The following is a 19,287-nucleotide window of genomic DNA, read 5'->3' on the forward strand; positions in this document are numbered from 1 at the left end:
CCTCGTTCGTGGGTCGGGTGCGTTGGGTGGAACGCAGTACGTCGGACCGTTTGGCTTGGCACACTGTTGGGTCCTGAGAGGACATCTTGTGGTTCTTCGGAGCTGGGGTTGTTTTCTTTGGCCGCTCTGGTTGAGGGCTTCCTAACGCCTGCGTGTGTGGGTGGTGGTTGTTTCTTGGTTGGGTGTGGTTGTGGGTTGAGTGTTGCATAGTGGATGCGAGCATCTTGTTGTGGTCAAGTTGTTAAGAGCACATGGTGGATGCCTGGGCATCAGGAGCCGATGAAGGACGTGGGAGGCCGCGATAGGCCTCGGGGAGCTGTCAACCGAGCTGTGATCCGAGGGTGTCCGAATGGGGAAACCCAGCGCCCGTCATGGGGCGTTACCCGTACCTGAATTCATAGGGTGCGTGGAGGGAACGTGGGGAAGTGAAACATCTCAGTACCCACAGGAAGAGAAAACAATAGTGATTCCGTGAGTAGTGGCGAGCGAAAGCGGAAGAGGCTAAACCGTGTCCGTGTCAAGCCGGCAGGCGTTGCGGGTGCGGGGTTGTGAGACGTGTCGTTCATCTTCTGCCGAGGGTGGGACAGCAAGTGCCTGTGTTAGCGGAACGACTCTGGGATGGTCGGCCGTAGTGGGTGATAGCCCCGTACGCGAAAACACTGGGTTCTGTTGTGGGCGTGTTCTCGAGTAGCAGCGAGCCCGTGAAATTCGCTGTGAATCTGGCGGGACCACCCGTCAAGCCTAAATACTACCTGATGACCGATAGCGGACAAGTACCGTGAGGGAAAGGTGAAAAGTACCCCGGGAGGGGAGTGAAATAGTACCTGAAACCGTGTGCTTACAAGCCGTCAGAGCCTTTCGGGGTGATGGCGTGCCTTTTGAAGAATGAGCCTGCGAGTTATGCTTCGTGGCGAGGTTAACCTGTGTGGGGTAGCCGTAGCGAAAGCGAGTCCGAATAGGGCGTCTGAGTCGCGGGGTGTAGACCCGAAGCGGAGTGATCTACCCATGGCCAGGGTGAAGCGTCGGTAAGACGTCGTGGAGGCCCGAACCCACCAGGGTTGAAAACCTGGGGGATGAGCTGTGGGTAGGGGTGAAAGGCCAATCAAACTTCGTGATAGCTGGTTCTCCCCGAAATGCATTTAGGTGCAGCGTCGTGTGTTTCTCACCGGAGGTAGAGCACTGGATGGCCTAGGGGGCCGACAAGCTTACCGAAGTCAGCCAAACTCCGAATGCCGGTGAGTGAGAGCGCGGCAGTGAGACTGCGGGGGATAAGCTTCGTGGTCGAGAGGGAAACAGCCCAGATCACCGGCTAAGGCCCCTAAGCGTGCGCTAAGTGGGAAAGGATGTGGGATCGCCCGGACAACCAGGAGGTTGGCTTAGAAGCAGCCACCCTTGAAAGAGTGCGTAATAGCTCACTGGTCAAGTGGTCCTGCGCCGACAATGTAGCGGGGCTCAAGCGCACCGCCGAAGCCGTGGCAATGACACTTAGGTGTTGTTGGGTAGGGGAGCGTCCTGCATCTGGTGAAGCCCGGGAGTGATTTACGGGTGGAGGGTGTGGGAGTGAGAATGCAGGCATGAGTAGCGAATGCAGAGTGAGAATCTCTGCCGCCGGATGACCAAGGGTTCCTGGGCCAGGTTGTTCCGCCCAGGGTGAGCCGGGACCTAAGGCGAGGCCGTCAGGCGTAGTCGATGGACAACGGGTTGATATTCCCGTGCTCGTGATAGTGCGTCCATGCCGAGGCTGGTGATGCTAACCATCCGAACCCACCTTCGTTCCTTCGGGAGTGTTGTTTGTGGGGGAGCGTGGGATCCGATCTGGTAGTAGGCAAGTGATGGGGTGACGCAGGAGGGTAGCTCCGCCACGCGGTGGTTGTCGTGGTGTAAGCCTGTAGCCCGAGTCCTAGGTAAATCCGGGGCTCATCAAAGGGTGAGAGGTGATGCGTAGCCGATTGAGGCGAAGAGGGTGATCCCATGCTGTCGAGAAAAGCCTCTAGCGAGTGCTGTTGCGGCCCGTACCCCAAACCGACACAGGTGGTCAGGTAGAGAATACCGAGGCGATCGAGCGAACTGTGGTTAAGGAATTCGGCAAAATACCTCCGTAACTTCGGGAGAAGGAGGGCCGGTTGTCTTGAGGCTCCTTGCGGGCTAGGGACGGCCGGTCGCAGAGACCAGGCCCAAGCGACTGTTTACTAAAAACACAGGTCCGTGCGAAGTCGCAAGACGATGTATACGGACTGACGCCTGCCCGGTGCTGGAACGTTAAGAGGACCTGTTAGCTCTTCGGGGCGAAGCGGAGAATTTAAGCGCCAGTAAACGGCGGTGGTAACTATAACCATCCTAAGGTAGCGAAATTCCTTGTCGGGTAAGTTCCGACCTGCACGAATGGCGTAACGACTTGGGCGCTGTCTCGACCACAGACTCGGCGAAATTGCACTACGAGTAAAGATGCTCGTTACGCGCGGCAGGACGGAAAGACCCCGGGACCTTTACTATAGCTTGGTATTGGTGCTCGGTTCGGCTTGTGTAGGATAGGTGGGAGACTGTGAAGCTATCACGCCAGTGGTGGTGGAGTCGTTGTTGAAATACCACTCTGGTCGAATTGGGTGTCTTAACCTCGGGCCATGATCTGGTTCAGGGACAGTGCCTGGTGGGTAGTTTAACTGGGGCGGTTGCCTCCCAAAGAGTAACGGAGGCGCCCAAAGGTTCCCTCAGCCTGGTTGGCAATCAGGTGTTGAGTGTAAGTGCACAAGGGAGCTTGACTGTGAGACTGACGGGTCGAGCAGGGACGAAAGTCGGGACTAGTGATCCGGCACCACCTTGTGGAAGGGGTGTCGCTCAACGGATAAAAGGTACCCCGGGGATAACAGGCTGATCTTGCCCAAGAGTCCATATCGACGGCATGGTTTGGCACCTCGATGTCGGCTCGTCGCATCCTGGGGCTGGAGTAGGTCCCAAGGGTTGGGCTGTTCGCCCATTAAAGCGGTACGCGAGCTGGGTTTAGAACGTCGTGAGACAGTTCGGTCCCTATCCGCCGCGCGCGTTGGAGACTTGAGGAAGGCTGTCCCTAGTACGAGAGGACCGGGACGGACGAACCTCTGGTGTGCCAGTTGTCCCGCCAGGGGCACGGCTGGTTGGCTATGTTCGGGAGGGATAACCGCTGAAGGCATCTAAGCGGGAAGCCTGTTCCAAGATGAGGTCTCCCACCACCTTCGAGTGGGTAAGGCTCCCAGTAGATGACTGGGTTGATAGGCCGGAGATGGAAGCCCTGTGAGGGGTGGAGTTGACCGGTACTAATAGGCCGAGGGCTTGCCACAACGAGTTGTTCGCATCCACTGTGTGACCCTGAGTCCACAACCATCCACACTGTCCCCGGTGATCCGGGGGGGTTTGTGGGTTGGCTTGTGTGCTCGACCCCTGTCCCCGGGTTCGGGGTGGGGTGATAGTTGGATAGTGTTGTCGGTGGTCATTGCGGTAGGGAAACGCCCGGTCCCATTCCGAACCCGGTAGCTAAGCCTTCCAGCGCCGATGGTACTGCACTCGCCAGGGTGTGGGAGAGTAGGTCGTCGCCGACATTCAACTTTCATGGGAGATGCCCCGGACTTTCGAGTCCGGGGCATTTCTCGTTTCCGGACCGTTTCTCGGTCCGATGCGTGCTACCCGGCCCGGCCCGGGTCGGGTGTCGGTGTGTTCGTCCCCGAGCGCTGGCACGGGTCCCTGAGGGGTTGCTGGTCGGGGCCGTGCCGCTCCCCCGGCGGAGTCGGGGGCCGCATCTCGGTCCGGTCCTGCTGGTGGGCCGGCCGCACCTCGCACCCTTTCCTGTGGTCTCGCGCCCTCTGCGGGGGCTGCGAGGTCGCAGAAACGTGTGCGACGTGGGATGCGGGGAGGGCGACCGGCGGGAACACCCGCGCCGCGGGCGTCAGAGATCGGCGCCCACGGCGTCGTCGACGCACGAGAAGCCGTCGGCGCGCAACAGCGCCGCGAGCTCACGGTGGACCCGGGCCGGCCAGAGCAGACCGCCGTAGACGAAACCGGTGTAGGCCTGCACCAGTGCCGCGCCGGAACGGATCCGGCGGTAGGCCTCCTCGGCGTCGGCGATCCCGCCGACGGAGACGAGGACCTGGTCGTCGTCGAGGCGGGTCCGCAGCTGCCGCACGACGGCACGGGCCCGCTCGGTCAGCGGACGGCCGGACAGCCCACCCGCACCGGTGGCGGCGACGACGTCGGGGGCAGTGCGCAGACCGTCGCGGGCGACGGTCGTGTTCGTGGCGACGACCCCGTCGAGCCGCATCCGGCGGGCCAGGTCGGCGACGGCGTCGAGATCCTCCGGCGCGAGGTCGACCGTGATCTTCACCAGGAGCGGGACACGACGGTCCCGGGACACCCGGTCCAGTTCCTCGCGGACCGCGACGAGCAGCGGCTCCAGCACGTCGACCTGCTGCAGGTCCCGCAGACCGGGGGTGTTCGGGGAGCTGACGTTGACCACGACGTAGTCGGCGTAGGCGCCCAGCGCGGCGGCGCTCGCACGGTAGTCCGACGCGGCGTCCTCGGCGGGTACCGCCTTGCTCTTGCCGATGTTGACCCCGAGCACCGGCATACCCGGCCCGGAGCGGGCCCGGAGCGCGGCGAGGCGGGGCCCGACGGTCCCGGCACCGGAGTTGTTGAAGCCCATCCGGTTGACCAGCGCGGCGTCGTCGACGAGCCGGAACAGGCGGGGCCGCGGGTTGCCGGGCTGCGCCCGGCCGGTCACCGTGCCGATCTCGACCGCGCCGAACCCGAGCCTGCCGAGCGCGAGCACACCCTCGGCGTCCTTGTCGAAACCGGCGGCGAGACCGAGTGGGCCCGCGAACTCCAGACCCAGCGCCCGGGTGCGCAGCACGGGGTCCGACGGGGCGAACCGCTCCGCCACCCGCTCACCCACGACGGGTGCGGTCCCGAGCGCGCGGACGACACCGAACCCCATCCGGTGCGCGGGTTCGGACGGGACGTGCCGGAGCACGTGGCGCATGAGGGCGTCGTACATGCCCCCATCCTCACACCGGCCTAGTTGGTGCGGCGGGACAGCCCCAGCTGGTCGAGCATGCGGCGGTCGCGCTTCGTCGGGCGGCCGGCGCCGCGGTCGCGGTGGGCGAACAACGGCTGCCCCGCGGTGCTCGGCTCCGGCGGGGTGTGGTCGATGTAGCACTCCTGCGCGATCGGGGCACCGACCCGCTTCTCGATCACCCGGGTGACCTCGACGATCCGGTTCCGGTCGTACACCCGCGCCCGCACCCGGTCGCCGACCTGCACCGTCGCCGCCGGCTTCGCGGGCCGGTCGTTGATCCGCACGTGCCCGCCCCGGCACGCCGTCGCGGCGTCGGCACGGGTCTTGGCCAGGCGCACCGACCACAGCCACCGGTCCACGCGGGTCCCCTCCATCGGACCATCGTGCCATCCGGGACGGCGGTCCGGGCCTCAGTAGTGCACGACGCCCGGTGTTCCCCCGCCCGCGGCGACGGCGTCGCCGGTGATCGCGACCGAACGGGGCGAGCACAGGAACGTGATGACGTCGGCGACCTCCGCGGCGGTCGTGATGCGGCCGATCGTCGTCGTCGCGTCCAGCTCCGCGCGGGCCTCACCCCCGGTGATCCCGGCCGACTCCGCCCGCGCGGCGACGGCGTCGGGCGTCCGCTCGGTCTCGGTGGCACCGGGGTGCACGACCGTCACGTTGATGCCGTGCGGACCCAGCTCCTGGGCGAGCGCCGCCGTCATCGAGGCCACCGCGACGTTGCGCACCGACCCCACCAGCGACGTCGACTTCCGTGCGTTCAGGCCGCTGACGTTCACGATCCGCCCCCACCCCTGCGCCCGCATCAGCGGCGCGACCGCCCGCGCGCACCGCAGGTAGCCGAGGAGCTTCGTCTCCAGCTCGACCCGCACCGCGTCGTCGGTGATCGAGGCCAGGTCGGTCGGCGGGCCCGCGCTCGCCGGCCGCGCCGCGGCGTTCACCAGCACGTCCACCCCACCGAACCGGTCGGCGACGGCGGCGACACCCCGGCGGACCGCGTCGTCGTCGGTGGTGTCGACGGCGACGGCCAGCACCTCCGGCGCGCCCTCGGCGCGCAGTCCGGCCGCCGCGGCCTCCAGGGCGCCGGCGTCGCGCGCGAACAACGCCACCCGGGCGCCCTCGGCGGCGAGCGCCCTGGCCGTCGCCAACCCGATGCCGCGGCTCCCACCGGTGACGATCGCCCGGCGCCCGTTCAGTTGCAGATCCATGGTTCCCACCGTGCCGCAACCCTGCCGGGACCGCAGGCGTCTACGGTGTGCGCGTGGCTGAGCCGATCGACTCCGTGCTGGTGGTCTTCAACCCGGGCAGTACGGGGGACGCCGACGTGCTCGCCGAACAGCTGCGCGACGAGCTCGGCGCCGCCCGGCCCGAGCTGGCCGTGCGGCTGGTACCCACCGAGTACGCCGGGCACGCCCGCGTCATCGCCCGCGAGGCCGCGTCCGCAGGCGGGCGCCCGCTCATCGTGTCGGCGTCCGGCGACGGCGGCTACAACGAGGTCGTCAACGGGATCATGGACGTCCCCGGCACGGACGCCTCGGCCGCCGTCCTCGCCGCCGGGAACGCCAACGACCACGACCGCGTCACCGCACGCCGTCCGCTGGCCGAGGCGATCCTCGACGGCCGCCCCGAGCCGATGGACCTGCTCGAGATGCACCGCGACGACGACCCGCCGCACTACGCGCACTCCTACATCGGGTTCGGGCTGACCCCCGTCGTCGCGCTGCAGATCGAGAAGGGCGGCAAGGGCAGCATCCGCGAGGTGATCACCACGGTGCGGGCGTTCTGGGCGTTCACCCCGTTCGAGGTGGAGTTCTCCCGCGGCGACCGGCGCCGGATCGACAACCTGGTCTTCGCCAACATCGGCGAGATGGCCAAGGTCGCCGAGCTGTCGGCCACGAGCCGTCCCGACGACGGCCGGTTCGAGGTCGTGCTGCTGGAGCACCGTCCGAAGTGGAAGCAGCTGTGGGTGGCGGCCCGGGCGGCGTTCTCCGGGCTCGGCCGCCAGCCCGCGACCTCGGACTTCCGGTTCACCGCGTGCGGGCCGATGCCGGTGCAGATCGACGGCGAGGTCGACGAGGTCGCCGGCGGCACCGCGATCCGCGTCCGCTGCGCGGCCGGGGCACTCAACGTCGTGCGCTGACCCCCGCCGTGCTCACGGGGCGAGCGTGAACTCCACCGCGCCGAGGTCGTCGCCGAAGCTCGCCCGCACCCGGGCGCCGCGGTGCACGGGCATCGGGACGGTCGTCGTCCCGGTGGTGACGACCGCGCCCGCCTCGAGCCGCAGGCCGTAGCCGGGCAGGACGTCGGCGAGCCACGCCAGCGCGGTCCACGGGTCCCCGAGGACGGCCGCGCCGGACCCGGCCGCCTGCTCCTCGTCGACCTGCAGGGTGGTCGGGGTCGCGGCGAGGTCGAGGTCGAGGGCGCCGGGGAGCTCCGGTCCCAGCACGAACCGGCCGGCGCACGCGGCGTCGGCCATCAGCGACGGCGCCCCCGCGGCGACGAAGTCGGTGAACCGCGACTCGGGCAGCTCCACCGCCCCGTGCACGGCCGCGACCGCGGCGCGCAGCTCCTCGCGGGTCGCGCCGGCACCCACCGGGGCACCCATCACGAACGCGAACTCCGCCTCGGCGACGGCCATGTGCAGGTCGTCGGAGGGCACCACGTCACCGGGGGAGTGCCGGAACCGCTCGAACAGCGCCCCCGGCAGCGGGGCGTCCACCCCGATGTGGGCCTGCCCGGCGGGCGCGGTCGCCGCGAGCTTCCAGCCGTAGGACGGCCCGGCCCGCTCCGACAACCTGCCCTGCGCGGCGAATCCCTCGGCCAGGCTGCGCGGACGCAGCAGCTCCGGCAGCGCGGCGATCCGCTCGCCGGTGGTCCAGGCCTGCCACAACGCACCGGCGGTGCCGTCGGCCCGCACGAGGTCGACGGCGGCCGGGTCCATGCCCGCGGAGCTGTTCTCGGCACTCATCGGGGCGGCATCCTGCCAGGGCCGCGGGTCAGCCGTCGTCGCCGGTCCGGGCGCGCAGCACCTCGGCGACGCGGCGGACCCGGTCGTCGGCGAGCGCGTCCTCCAGCGACACCGGCAGCGGGATTCGCCAGTTCGGGTACTCGTCGACGGTGCCGGGCAGGTTCGGCTGCCGCGTCTCGCCCAGTACGTCGTAGAGGGACGCCAGGACCAGCCGCGACGGCGCCGACGCCAGCAGCGCGTGCAACGCGACGACGATCGTGTCCTCGTCGGTCTCGTCCGGGGAGTCGAGCAGCCCCTCCGAGGTCAGCAACGCCAGCAGCTCGTCCCGTTCGGCTCCGGCCTTCGCCTCCTCGGTCGTCGGGTCGTCGAGGAGCCCCAGCTCGGCGCGCACCCGCACCTGCTCACCGGCCAGGAACCCGGGCGCGGTCGGCAGGTCGTGGGTGGAGATCGTCGCGACCGACCGCTCGGGCCAGCGACGCGGCGGGCGCAGCGGGCCGTCGTCCCCGCCGGTCACCGGGTCGGGGTCGCGGGAGAACCACAGCACCGTCGAGCCCAGCAGGTTCCGCTCGGCCATGTCCTCGCGGATCCGCGGGATCACCGTGCCCAGGTCCTCGCCGACGACCAGCGCGCCCGCGCGGTGGGCCTCCAGCAGCAGTACCGCGAGCATCGCGTCGGCGTCGTAGTGGACGTAGGTGCCGCGGTCGGCCGTCTGCCCCGACGGCACCCACCACAGCCGCCACAGCCCCATGACGTGGTCGATCCGCAGGCCGTCGGCGTGCGCGAGCAGTGCGCGGGTCATGTCGCCGAACGCGGCGTAACCGGTGTCGGCGAGGCGGTCCGGGCGCCACGGCGGCAGGCCCCACGTCTGGCCGCGCTGGTTGAACGCGTCCGGCGGTGCACCGACCGTCGCGCCGAGCGCGAGCACGTCCTGCAGCATCCACGCGTCGGCGCCCTCGGGGTCGCAGCCCACGGCGAGGTCGTGGATGACACCGACCGGCATCCCCGCGTCCTTCGCCGCGGCCCGGACCCCGGCCAGCTGCGCCTCGGCCTGGCGCTGCACCCAGGCGTGGAACGCGACGCGCGGCGCCAGTTCGGCACGGGCGGCGGCGACGCCGGGGGCGTCGGGACGACGCAGGTCGTCGGGCCACAGCGACCAGCGGCCGCCGAAGCGCTCGGCCAGCGCGCAGTAGGTCGCGAAATCGCGCAGGTCGGCATCCGGGGCGCCGTCGGGGTACCCGGCGCTGCGCCACAACGCCTCCAGCGCGGACCGCTTCGCCGCCCAGACCCGGTCGTGCGCGATCCGGTCGCCGGTCGTCTCCGGGCGCAGGGCGTCGACCTCGGCGCGGGTGGCCGCGTCCGCGGCGGCGTAGGCCGGGAGGTCGGTGACCCGCAGGCTCAGCGGGGTGGCGTAGCGGCGCGACGACGGTGTGTACGGCGACGGCTGCACCGGCGGCACCGGGGTGATCGCGTGCAGCGGGTTGAGCAGCACCGCGCCCGCGCCGTGCCCGCCGCGGATCAGCGTGGTCAGGTCGCCCAGGTCGCCGATGCCCCACGAGTCGCGCGAGTGCAGGGCGTAGAGCTGCAGCATCCAGCCCCACGTCCGGGGCGGGTCGGGCAGCCTGGGCGGCGCGACGACGACGTGGGCACGCCCGGCCGTCGTCTCGCACGCGTAGCGGCCCGGCTCCAGCCCGGCGGGGAGTTCGCCGTCGATGTCGCGGGCCCATCCCTCGTCGCCACGCGCACCGTCGACGGCGGTGAGGCGACCACGGCCCGGCACGGTGCGGGAACGGTCGCTGCGCAGTCCGATCGTCGGCGGCAGCGCCCCGGCGCCGGCGCGCTCGCGGGCCCCGGCGAGCGCCACCCGTTGCGCCTCGGGGGAGGCGACGTCGACCTCCAGCAACCCGAGGACGGTGCGGACCACCTCCGCGTCGATCGGCTGCTCGGTCCTGCTGCCGTCGAGGTACGAGGTCGCGACGCCGTACGCGTCGGCGATCTCGGCGAGCTCGGGGGTCACCGGGTCGCTGGTCATGGGTCGATCCTGGCGGATGAGCGGCGGCCCGGCCCGGCCGCCCGGGGTGATACGGGCAACCGCCGCGACCGACACGCGGGACGCCTCCGATCACCCCCGGTCAGGGGGGCCGCGGTGCTACGGTGCGTCGCCGGATGCGCCGACCGGGTCACCGTGGCCGGCCGGGCGGCGGGGCCCGGCGACGGGTACCTCCTCCCGGGCCGCACCCTGTCGTGGACGACGGTTCGCGCAGCTCCGGCAGGAGGACTTCGGAGATGTCGACGTGGGCCCTGCTCGGGCTGGTTGTGGTGGTGGTGCTGGTGGCCGTCGGGATCGCCGGGTTCCTGCGGTGGGGGCGGGGCCGGGAGGACGACGTCGCGTCGTCCGAAGGGGACCGTCCGCGCACCGTCGCCGATCTCGTCGACCGCCGCGCCCGCGGCCTCGACGACGGGCCCGGCAGGCCCGCGCCCGACCCGTCCGTGCCCGCGGCGCCTCCGGCGCCTCCGGTCGACGATGCCCCGGAGCCCGTGGTCGACGAGGAGCCGGCCGCGGACCGTGAGACCGCCGGGTCCGCCGCCGCGGCGGACGACGGTCCCGACGACACGGTCGCCGCGACCACGCCCGTCGCCGCGGTCCGTCCGCAGCAGGAGCGCCCGCGGCCCCCCGACGCGGAGGACACCGCCCCGGACGTCGGGCCGTCGTCGTCGGCGCCCGACATCACCGAGGCGGTCGGCACGGCCGATCCCACCGACGAGCTGCCGGCGGTCCCGCGGGTGACGCCCGACGTGAGCGCGGGCCCGGTCGGCCCGCCCTGGTCGCGCGGGTTCAAGGACGGCAAACCGCTCGAGCCCGTCGAGGTGGCACCGGCCCGGCGGACCCCGGCCCCGACGCCCTTCGTGCGACGACGGCCGGTCGCGGACCCCGCTGCCCGTACCGCCGACGAGGCGACCGCGGCCACCGGCACCGGCCCGGACAGCTCGGCGCCCGACATCAGCACGCCCACCTCCGGGACCGCGGTCGTGGGCGACGCGTCGACGACCGCGTCCGAGGCGCCCGCCGACGCGTCGACCGGCGTCACCGCGCCGACCGGCGTCACCGGGGACGTCGCGCCCGTCGGGGACACCGCCTCCTCCGGGGACACCGCCTCCGCTGGGGAGGAGGCCGACGAGTCGGTCGACGAGGCCCTGCCCGCCGCCACGACCCCGTCCCGCGCGCCCTTCGACCCGGACCTGGTCCGGCGGGTCACGGCGCTGCCGTCGGAGCGCACGTCGGTCCGTGCCCCGGCCGACCCGGACACCGAGCGGGAGTTCCGCGAGGCCCGGGACCGCATCTCGACCCCGCACACCTGGGCGGGCCGCGTCCCCGAGCAGGCCGGCGCACCCGAGACGGCCGGCGACACCCCGCCGGTGAGCCGGATCCCGTCGATCGGGCTCGCCGCCTCCGGCGCCCGTGCCACGCGCGAGAGCACTGACAGCCCCGAGCCGCCGCCGCGGCCCGCCCCGCGGGTCCTTCGGTCGGCGCGTCCCGGGAGTGGACCACGGCACCTCGCCCCGTCGCTGCGCGGGACGTCCGCCACCGACAGCGGCCCCGACGAGGACACCGCTCCTGTCGAGGACACCGTCGTGTCCGGCGAGACCGGGGACGCCGGTTCCGAGGCGGGCTCCGGCGGCACGGTGACCACCGACCGCGCCGCCGGTGCGGTCGACGCCGTCGACGTCCGTGGTCCGGCGGGGGACACCGACGCCTCCGTGCCGGACACCGGCGAGCGCGAGACCCCGACCGGGGATGCGGCCGGAGCCGGGACGACCGACGACGCCACGACCGACGACGCCACGACGGACGACGCCGCGACGGACGACGCCGCGACGGACGACGCCGCGACGGACGACGCCGCGACGGACGACGCCGCGACGGACGACGCCGCGACGGACGACGCCGCGACGGACGACGCCGCGACCGCCGCCCCCGAAGCGACGGACCCGGCCCCGCCCCGCCAGGCCCCGGACGAGCAGGCCTCGCACGAGCAGGCCCCACGGGACCAGGCCCTGCAGGAGCAGGACCCGCAGGCCGATGCCCCGACCCCGGACCCCACCACCCCGGAGCGGTCCACCACCGCGCCGGAGGCCGAGGAGACACCCCTGCACGCCGGCCCGACCACCGCCACCCGCCCCGACCGCGCCGAGGACGTCTCCCTGTCCGTGCTCAGGACCGGGCCCGTGCCGTCGGCGGTCGTGCCGGACACGGCACCACAGGACATCGAGGTCCGCGTCGTCGACGCCACCGACGCCCCGCTGCCCGGCGCCGAGGTCGCGCTGCGCGACCGCTCCGGCGGGCCGATCGGCTCCGCCACCACCGACGCCGACGGTACGGCGCACGTCACGGCGCCGGGCGCCGGGGCGTTCGTCGTCGTCGCCCGCGCCGACGGACACCTGCCCGGCGTCGCGACCTGCACCGTCGGCGACGACGACGCCGGCACCACCCTGCGCCTGGCCGCTGCCGCCGCCGTCCACGGCTCGGCGCCCGCGGGCACCGGCGTCGTGCTCTCCCAGGACGGCGAACCGGTCGCCTCGACGACCGCCGCGGCGGACGGGACCTACCGCCTGGCCGACCTCGACCCCGGCCGCTACCTGCTCGCCGCGGGCGACGGCCCGGGCGTGGAGGTCGACCTCGTCCCCGGTGGCGACGAGCGGCGGGACCTGGCGGGCTCGTGACCGGCACCACGGAGGTCCACGGCCGGCTCCCCGGCGTCGGCGGTGTCGAGCTGTTCTGGCAGGGCCGCCTCCCCGAGGGCGACCCGAGTGGCGTCCTGCTGGTCAGCCACGGCATCGGTGAGCACTCCGGCCGCTACGACGCCGTCGTCGACACGCTGGTCCCGGACGGCTGGGCCGTGTACGGCCTCGACCACCGCGGCCACGGCCGCTCCGGCGGCACCCGGGTGCACGTCCGCCGCTACGACGACCTGCTCACCGACTTCGAGACGTTCCGCCGCGAGACCATCGCCCGCCACCCCGGCGTCCCGGTGTTCCTGCTCGGGCACAGCCTCGGCGGCCAGATCGCGCTCGCCTACGCGCTGCGCCACCAGAACCGCCTCGACGGGCTCGTCCTGTCCGCGCCCGCACTGGCCTCCGACGCCGTCCCGGCCGCGCTCGTGCCGCTGCTGTCGGTCGTCGCGAAGGTCCTGCCCACGGTCCGCCCGGTCGGGATCGACACCTCCGCGATCAGCTCGGACCCGGCCGTCGTCGCCGACTACGACGCCGACCCGCTCGTGCACCACGGCCGCCCCACCCTGGCTCTCGGCGCGGAGATCTACCGGCAGATGGCCGAGCTGCCCGTCCAGGCCGCCGAGCTTCGGATCCCGCTGCTCGTGCAGCACGGGACCGCGGACCGGCTGACCGACCCGGCGGGCACCCGGCTGCTCGACGAGCGCTCCGGGTCGGCCGACACCACCGTGCTCTGGTACGACGGTTTCTGGCACGAGATCTACCACGAACCGGGCCGGGCGACCCCGCTCGCGGACCTGCGGGACTGGCTCGACCGGCACCGCGACGCGGCCGGTCAGGCGACCTGACCCGACCGATCCCCGCCTCACCGCGCCGGACCCGCCCCGGTGGTGCGATCCTGGGGCCGGTACGGCGGAACGGGGTGGCGCGCACGGTGGAGCGGTTCGACCGGCGGACGGAGGACGAGTACGTCCCCGTCCGCGACCTGCTGGCGACGATCGACTGGTCGGCGACCCCGCTCGGCGCGCGCGACACCTGGGACCGCGAGCTCGAGGACACCATCCGGTTCATGCTGGAGAGCCGCCAGCCGCTCGTCGCGTGGTGGGGGCCCGAGCTCGTCCTGTTCTACAACGACGAGTTCGCCGGGCACTCCGGCCTGCGCCACCCCCGGTCCTTCGGCAAGCCCCTGAGGGAGGGCTGGCCGGAGATCACCGCGCATCTCGGGAGCCACCTCCACGAGCTGCTCTCCGGGGACCGCGAGGGCATCTACCGCAGCGACGACCGGATCGTGCTGCGGCGCTGGGACACCCCGGAGGTCACGTGGTGGACCTACTCCGCGACCCCGGTCCGCGGTCCCGACGGCGGCGTCCTCGGCCTGATCGTCTTCACGGCCGAGACCACCGCGCAGGTCGTCGGGGGCCGGCGGATGGCGCTCCTGGCCGCGCTCGGCGAGGTGGCCCGGGACGCACCGACGCTGGACATCGCCGTCGAACGGCTCACCACGGTCCTGACCGACCTGCCCGACGACGTCGGCTGCGCCGTGGTGACGACGGTCGGCGCCGACCCCGGCCCGCTGGCCACCGTCCGCATCGACGCGCCGCCCGCGGGCTGGCTCCCCGACGACCTCGACCCCGACCACGTCACCGACGTCGAGTTCGTCGCCGTCGACCCGGTCGCGGTCCACGGCGACGACGGCGTCCCGGTCACCGACGTCGTCCGGGCGACGGTGCACACCCCCGACGGGTCGGCCGGCATCGCCGTCGTCATCGGGGCGCCGCCGTTGCTCCCGCTCGACGAGGACCACCGCTCGTTCCTGCGGCTGGTCGCGGGCACCGTCGGCGGCGTGCTGACCGCCGCGCTCGCCCGCGACCGCGAGCGCGACCGGCGCGACGACACCGGGCTGATCGAGCAGGCCCGCGCCGAGTACTACGCCGGCCTCGGCGACGAGTTCCGCGACCCGCTGACCCTCGTCCTCGGACCGCTGGAGCGGCTGCGCGACCACGACGACGCCGCCGTCCGCACCCAGGTGGAGCTCGCGCAGCGCAACGCGCAGCGGATGCTCAAGCTCGTCGACGGGCTGGTGGACGTCTCCGCCCTGCAGACCGGCAAGCACGACGGCCTGTTCGCCCCGACCGAGATCGGGAAGACCACCGCAGCGCTCGTCGACGCGTTCGCGCCCGTCGTCGAGCGGGCCGGGCTGGAGCTGGCGGTGTCCTGCCCGCCGCAGGTCCGGCCGGTCTGGGTGGACCGCGACGCCTGGGAGAAGGTCGTCCTCAACCTGCTCAGCAACGCGGTCAAGTACACCCGCCAGGGCACGATCACCGTCGACCTCGCCCAGGACGGCGAACAGGTCGTCCTGCGGGTCTCCGACACCGGCGCCGGCATCGTCGACGGCGAGCTCGACGCGGTGTTCGACCGCTTCCACCGTCCCACCCGGCGGCACGGCCGCAGCGGCGACGGCAGCGGCCTCGGCCTGCCGCTGATCCGCCAGCTGGTCCGTCTGCACGGCGGCACCATCGGGGTGACCAGCGAGCCCGGCGCGGGCAGCACCTTCACCGTGCGGCTGCCGCTGGGCTTCGCCCACCTGCCCCCCGAACGCCTCGTCCGGGCCCAGGTCGGGTCCCGCGCCGCCCCGCAGCTCGCCGCGCCCTACGTGGCGGAGGCGCTGCGCTGGCTGCCCGACGCCCCCGAGCCCGCGGGCGCCGCACCGGTCCTCGCCCGCGGCCGCTCGGTGGACGGGTCCGTCGTCGACGGGCTGGAGGTCGACCACCGCGATCGGGTGCTCGTCGTCGACGACGACCGCGAGATGCGCGGCTACCTGCGCGACCTGCTCGTCGAACGCTGGACCGTCCGGGTCGTCGCGGACGGTGCGGCCGCACTGGAGTCCGCCCGCACCGACCCGCCGGACCTGGTCGTCGTCGACGCGGCGCTGCCCGGCAACGGCGGCATCGAGCTCCTGCGGGCGCTGCGGTCGGATCCCCGCACGGTCGGGGTGCCGGTCGTGCTGCTGTCGTCGCGGGCCGGGGAGGAGGCCGCCGTCGAGGGGTTCGCCGCCGGCGCCGACGACTACCTGGTCCGCCCGTTCTCCGCCCGCGAGCTGCTCGCCCGGGTCGCGAACCACCTGCAGCTCGGCCGGGTCCGCCGGGCCGCCGAGCTGCAGTTCCGGGCCATGGCCGACTCCACCCCGGCACTGATCTGGGTCGACGACCCGGGCGGGCACCGGCTGTTCGTCAACCGGGGCTGGCTGGACTTCACCGGCGTCGAGGACGCGGCGCAGGAGCTGGGCCACGACTGGCGCCGCCGCATCCACCCCGACGACCGCGAGCGCTACCGCTCGGTGACCTCCGCCGCCGCCCGCGCGCACGCGCCGTTCGAGGTCGAGTACCGGCTGCTGGACCGGGCGGGCCGCTACCGCTGGGTGCTCGACCGCGGCGCCCCCGTCCGCGACGGCGAACGCTCCGCGGGCTACGTCGGCGGCTGCCTCGACATCGACGTCCAGCACCGTGAGCAGCGCCGGCACCGCATCTACTCCGAGGTCGCCGAGTCCCTGGAACGGGAGATCACCCGCACCGGGCGCACCGACCAGCTCGTCCGCGCCGTCGTCGAGGACCGGCTCGCCGACATCGCCGTGGTCCACGACGCCGACGCGGTCACCGGCACCGGCACCCTCGCCGTGTCCGCGCAGCGCTCGGCGCTGGAGCCCTCGCTGTGGCGGCTGGCCCCGCTGGTCCCCGCCGACGACGACGGCCGCCCCGAGATCCTCGACGCCGCCCACCTCGACGAGGTACTGGGCCGGCTCGCGCCCACCCAGCGCCGGGCCTGGACCCGGCTGCGCATGACCTCGGCGATGGTCGTGCCGCTGCCCGCCCGCGGACGCACCAGCGCCGTGCTGACCGTCGTCCGCACCGAGTCGGGCGACCCCTACACCGACGACGACCTGGACCTCCTGTCCGAGATCGGGCGACGGGCCGGGCTGGCCGTCGACAACGCCCGCCTGCTGGAGCAGGAACGAGCCTCGGCCCAGCGCCTGGGCCTGCTGCACCGCGCCACCGCCAAGATGTCGGCCGCGGCGACCCCCGGCGAGGTCGCCGCGATCGCCGCGGACCACATCGTCGACCTGCTCGACGCCGACCACGCCGGGCTCTGGGAGATCCGCGGGGAGTGGCTGCAGGCGCTCACCGGCCACGGGTGGGACCGCGACATGTGGCAGCGCGCCGCCCGGATCCGGGTCGACGCGCCGCTGGCGTTCACCGAGGTGCTGTCCGGGCACGAGCCGATGTGGTTCACCACCGCGCACGAGTGGGCGACGCGCTACCCCGCGGCCATCGGCATCGCACCGGACCACGCCCAGACCATCGGCTACCTGCCGCTCGTCGCCGGCGGACGCTCGCTGGGGGTCCTCGCCGTCGCCATGCTGACCGAGCGACGACTCTCCGACGCGGACAAGGAGGCGGCCGTCGCCGTCGCCGAGCTCGCCGCACAGGCGCTCGACCGGGCGTCGATGCTGGAGGCCGAGACCGAGGCCCGGCGGCTCGCCGAACGCCTCGGCGCGGTCGCGACCGGGCTGGCCCGGGCCACCGACCTGGAGTCGGTCGCCGAGGTCGTCGTCGAGCACGGCCGGATCTCGATCGGGGCCGACGCGGTCGCGGTGCTCGTCGTCGACGAGGGCGGCGCGCTCTCGCTGCTCCGGGAGACCGGCTGGCCCGCCGACGGCCCGCCGATGCGCACCCCCGGCCGCGCGCACCCGCTGAGCCGCGCGGTCAGCAGTGGCGAGCCGATCTGGAACGCCGACGGGCCCGCCGGCGGCGAGGTGCTGCGCTACCCGGTCCATACCGCGGTGCCGCTGATGGTCGCGGCCCGCCCGATCGGCGTCATCGGGCTGCGTTTCGAGACCGAACCGGTGTTCACCCCCGAGCAGCGCAGCTTCGTGCTGACCCTGGCCAACCAGTGCGCGCAGGCGATCGTCCGCGCCCAGCTGCACCAGGCCGAGCACGAGGTCGCGGTCACCCTGCAGCGCAGCCTGCTGCCCCAGCGCCTGCCCGACATCGAACGGCTGTCGCTGGCCACCCGCTACCGCCCCGGCACCCAGGGCACCGAGGCCGGGGGCGACTGGTTCGACGTCCTGGACCTCGGCGACGACCTGGTGGCACTCGTCGTCGGCGACGTCGTCGGCCGCGGCCCCGCGGCGGCCGCGGTGATGGGCCAGCTGCGGTCCGCGGTCGCGTCGAACCTGGTCAACGGCCAGCCCCCGGCGCGGGCGCTGGAGCAGCTCGACCAGTACGCGTTGCGGGTGCGCGGCGCGACGGCCAGCACCGTGGCCATCGCGACGATCGACACCGGCACCGGCGAGATGCGCTACGCCAGCGCCGGCCACCCGCCGCCGCTGGTCGCGGGCCCGGACGGGGTGCGGACCCTGTCCGAGGGCCGCGGCGTGCCGCTGGGGATCTCCGGGCGGCCCCCGTTCCCCGAGGCCGTGGACCGGATGGAGCCCGGCGAGACGATCCTGCTCTGCTCGGACGGCCTGTTCGAACGCCGCAACGAGGTCATCGACGACGGCCTGGCCCGGCTGTCCGCCGCGTTCGACGAGCTGTCCGCCGCCCAGCCCCGCGACATGGCGGACACGCTGCTGCACCGCATGTCCGAGGGGACGGTCATCCCCGACGACACGGTCGTCGTCGTCGCCCGGCTCATGCCGCCGCCGCTGCGGATCGCGATCGAGGCCGACCCGAAACGGCTCGCCCCGCTGCGTCGCGCGGTGGCCGCCTGGGCCGCGCAGTGCGGGATGGGCCCGGACGCGGTCAGCGACCTGCAGCTGACCGTCGGCGAGGCCGCCACCAACTCCATCGAGCACGCCTATCTGCCCGAGGACACCGACGGGCGCGCCGGGGTCGACCTCGACCTGGCGCTGACCGCGGACGGCTCGGTCGCGGTGCGCGTCACCGACGGCGGACGCTGGCGGCCCCCGCCGCCCGACCCGGGCTACCGCGGCCGCGGCATCGCGCTCATCCACGAGCTCGCCGGGGACGTGCACATCGACCCGTCGGACTCCGGCACCACCGTGCGGTTCCTGCTGCCCGCGATCCCGGTCGAGGTGGGCACCCCGGGCGCGGGACCGCCGGTGGAGTTCGTCGCCGGGGAGCCCGAGCCGGACCGCGACCGGATCGACACCCCGTCCGGCGACGGCGACGACGGCACCGTCCGGGCCCGGCTGCGTGCCGTCCCGGACGCGCACGGCGTGCGGATCGGGATCGTCGGCGACCTCGACCTCGGTGGGGTCTCGGCGATCCGGGCCCCGCTGATGGAGCACGTCGACCGCGGGCTGCCGATCACCCTGAACCTGCCGGGGGAGGCGTTCGTCAGCAGCGCCGGGATGGCCCTGCTGTCGGAGGTCGCCCGCCGGATGCGGACCAACGGCGCGGCGCTCACCCTCGTCGCGCCCGCGGGCAGCCAGGCCCGCCGCTCGCTGGTGCTGTCGGGGCTCGACACCGTCATCGGCATGTCCGACGACGACGGCGCCTGACCCGCCGACCTGTCCGGACACGCACGG

At 72.8% G+C, this 19,287-nt stretch carries 9 protein-coding genes and 2 rRNA genes; 6 read left to right on the top strand and 5 right to left on the bottom strand.

Going from position 1 to position 19,287, the window contains the following annotated elements; translation table 11 throughout:
• The first annotated feature begins 231 nt into the window (after positions 1 to 231).
• Positions 232 to 3,314 (top strand): 23S ribosomal RNA (locus tag ZF1_RS02570).
• A 141-nt stretch (positions 3,315 to 3,455) separates the two neighbouring features.
• Positions 3,456 to 3,572, top strand: a 5S ribosomal RNA gene (gene rrf / locus ZF1_RS02575).
• Between the two features lie 344 nt (positions 3,573 to 3,916).
• On the opposite strand, the gene ZF1_RS02580 is transcribed toward rrf, so the two are convergent.
• From ZF1_RS02580 to ZF1_RS02590, 3 genes are read right to left on the bottom strand one after another with little or no spacing between them, the layout of a single operon-like run.
• Complete coding sequence (locus ZF1_RS02580; protein ID WP_357439279.1) at positions 3,917 to 5,020, bottom strand: quinone-dependent dihydroorotate dehydrogenase; 1,104 nt, start codon at positions 5,018 to 5,020, stop codon at positions 3,917 to 3,919.
• Positions 5,021 to 5,040: 20 nt separating this feature from the next.
• Positions 5,041 to 5,415, bottom strand: coding sequence for an RNA-binding S4 domain-containing protein (locus ZF1_RS02585; protein ID WP_357439276.1), 375 nt, complete (start codon positions 5,413 to 5,415; stop codon positions 5,041 to 5,043).
• Positions 5,416 to 5,451: 36 nt separating this feature from the next.
• Complete coding sequence (locus tag ZF1_RS02590; protein ID WP_357439273.1) at positions 5,452 to 6,252, bottom strand: SDR family NAD(P)-dependent oxidoreductase; 801 nt, start codon at positions 6,250 to 6,252, stop codon at positions 5,452 to 5,454.
• 53 nt (positions 6,253 to 6,305) lie between these two features.
• Here ZF1_RS02590 and ZF1_RS02595 point away from each other — a divergent pair, with 53 nt between their 5' ends.
• Complete coding sequence (locus tag ZF1_RS02595) at positions 6,306 to 7,184, top strand: diacylglycerol/lipid kinase family protein (RefSeq protein WP_062404079.1); 879 nt, start codon at positions 6,306 to 6,308, stop codon at positions 7,182 to 7,184.
• 12 nt (positions 7,185 to 7,196) lie between these two features.
• Here ZF1_RS02595 and ZF1_RS02600 read toward each other — a convergent pair whose 3' ends face one another.
• Both ZF1_RS02600 and malQ read right to left on the bottom strand, forming a co-directional pair.
• Positions 7,197 to 8,012 carry a 2-keto-4-pentenoate hydratase gene (locus ZF1_RS02600; protein ID WP_357439271.1) on the bottom strand — a complete coding sequence of 272 codons (816 nt, stop codon included), beginning with the start codon at positions 8,010 to 8,012 and terminating at the stop codon, positions 7,197 to 7,199.
• Between the two features lie 28 nt (positions 8,013 to 8,040).
• The gene (gene malQ / locus ZF1_RS02605) at positions 8,041 to 10,041 is read right to left on the bottom strand and encodes a 4-alpha-glucanotransferase (protein ID WP_251787166.1); all 2,001 of its coding nucleotides are present in this window, start codon (positions 10,039 to 10,041) and stop codon (positions 8,041 to 8,043) included.
• Between the two features lie 254 nt (positions 10,042 to 10,295).
• Between malQ and ZF1_RS02610 the strand changes: the two genes are divergently transcribed.
• The 3 genes from ZF1_RS02610 (at position 10,296) to ZF1_RS02620 (ending at position 19,260) form a co-directional block, all read left to right on the top strand.
• On the top strand, positions 10,296 to 12,731 hold the full coding sequence (locus ZF1_RS02610; RefSeq protein ID WP_482636367.1) for a carboxypeptidase regulatory-like domain-containing protein: 2,436 nt from the start codon (positions 10,296 to 10,298) through the stop codon (positions 12,729 to 12,731).
• Complete coding sequence (locus tag ZF1_RS02615; protein ID WP_357439262.1) at positions 12,728 to 13,588, top strand: alpha/beta hydrolase; 861 nt, start codon at positions 12,728 to 12,730, stop codon at positions 13,586 to 13,588. The genes ZF1_RS02610 and ZF1_RS02615 overlap by 4 nt, the downstream gene beginning before the upstream one ends.
• A 74-nt stretch (positions 13,589 to 13,662) precedes the next feature.
• Positions 13,663 to 19,260, top strand: a complete 5,598-nt coding sequence (locus ZF1_RS02620; RefSeq protein ID WP_482636368.1) for a SpoIIE family protein phosphatase — start codon at positions 13,663 to 13,665, stop codon at positions 19,258 to 19,260.
• Positions 19,261 to 19,287: the final 27 nt, after the last annotated feature.

This window comes from Pseudonocardia sp. ZF1, assembly GCF_056835605.1.